The organism is Sphingobium psychrophilum, from assembly GCF_012927105.1.
In the GTDB taxonomy this organism is placed as follows: domain Bacteria; phylum Pseudomonadota; class Alphaproteobacteria; order Sphingomonadales; family Sphingomonadaceae; genus Sphingobium; species Sphingobium psychrophilum.
Window position 1 is genome coordinate 1 of sequence record NZ_JABBFV010000079.1, and the last position, 1,243, is coordinate 1,243.

Here is a 1,243-nt window from a genome sequence, read left to right on the forward strand (position 1 = left end):
TGACCTGCCCCCCGAGAGTTCCCTCATTCTAATGTAGAGTCTGCCGACAGAGGAGCAGACGTATGAGGAAGAGCCGTTTTACCGAAGCGCAGATTATCGGGATGATCAAGGAACAGGAGGCCGGGCTGCCGACGGTCGAGATTTGCCGGAAGCACGGGCTGAGCACGGCGACGTTTTACAAGTTGAAGGGCAAGTATGGCGGCATGGAGGTGTCCGATGCCCGCCGACTGCGTCAGCTTGAGGACGAGAACGGCAAGCTGAAACGCTTGCTGGCGGACAGTATGCTCGACAACGTCATCCTGAAGGACCTGCTGGGAAAAGCCTGACGACGCCAAGCCAGCGGCGTGATGCTGTGCTCAAAGTGCTGGGAGGTTTTCAGATCTCCCAGCGCCGGGCCTGCGTGCTGATTGGTGTCGATCCCAAGACGGTCCGGCGCGAACGCCCGCCAGACCATGGTGCCATCCGTGTTGCCATGCGTGAGGTCGCGGGCAAGCGCCGCCGCTTTGGCTATCGCCGGATCGGCGTCATGCTCGAACGCCAGGGGCTGATCATGAATCACAAGAAGCTCTATCGGATTTACAGGGAGGAAGGTCTGTCGGTTCGTCGCCGTCGCGGTCGGAAACGGGCGCGTGGTAGTCGCACCCCCATGCCCGTGCCGTTGATCCCGGGCGCACGCTGGTCGATGGACTTTGTGTCGGACACCTTCGGTGCGTCGCGCAAATTCCGGATATTGGCCATCAATGACGATTGCTGCCGGGAGAACCTGTGCCTGGTCGGCGATACCAGCATCTCGGGTGCCCGAGTGGCGCGTGAACTTGATACGCTGGTGCGGCTCTATGGCAAACCGGCTTGCATTGTCAGCGATAACGGCACCGAGTTCACCAGTCGGGCGATCCTGGAATGGGCTGGCAAGAACAAGGTCGAGTGGCATTACATCGATCCGGGCAAGCCCCAGCAGAACGGGTTCATCGAGTCCTTCAACGGATCGCTGCGCGATGAACTGCTCAACGAGGAGTTGTTCGACAGCCTGGCCGATGCCCGCCGGAAGCTGGCCATCTGGCGCTATGATTACAACAATGTCCGGCCCCACTCGTCGTTGGGAAATCGAACGCCTGCACAAGCGCGTCGGGCGTTCGAGCAGGACGAGAGCATCACGCCCGACGCGCTTGTGCAGGCGCAGGGGCCATCGTATTTAACCGCAAGACTCTCGTTATGATCGAGGGACTGACGGGGGGCAGGTCAG

At 60.7% G+C, this 1,243-nt stretch carries 1 protein-coding gene; it reads left to right on the forward strand.

Annotated elements, in window-relative coordinates; genetic code table 11:
- The first annotated feature begins 62 nt into the window (after positions 1-62).
- A protein-coding gene (locus HHL08_RS25265) for an IS3 family transposase (RefSeq protein ID WP_119750804.1) occupies positions 63-1,216 on the forward strand; the annotation gives its coding sequence in 2 pieces (ribosomal slippage) (positions 63-321 and positions 321-1,216; 1,155 coding nt in all).
- Positions 1,217-1,243: the final 27 nt, after the last annotated feature.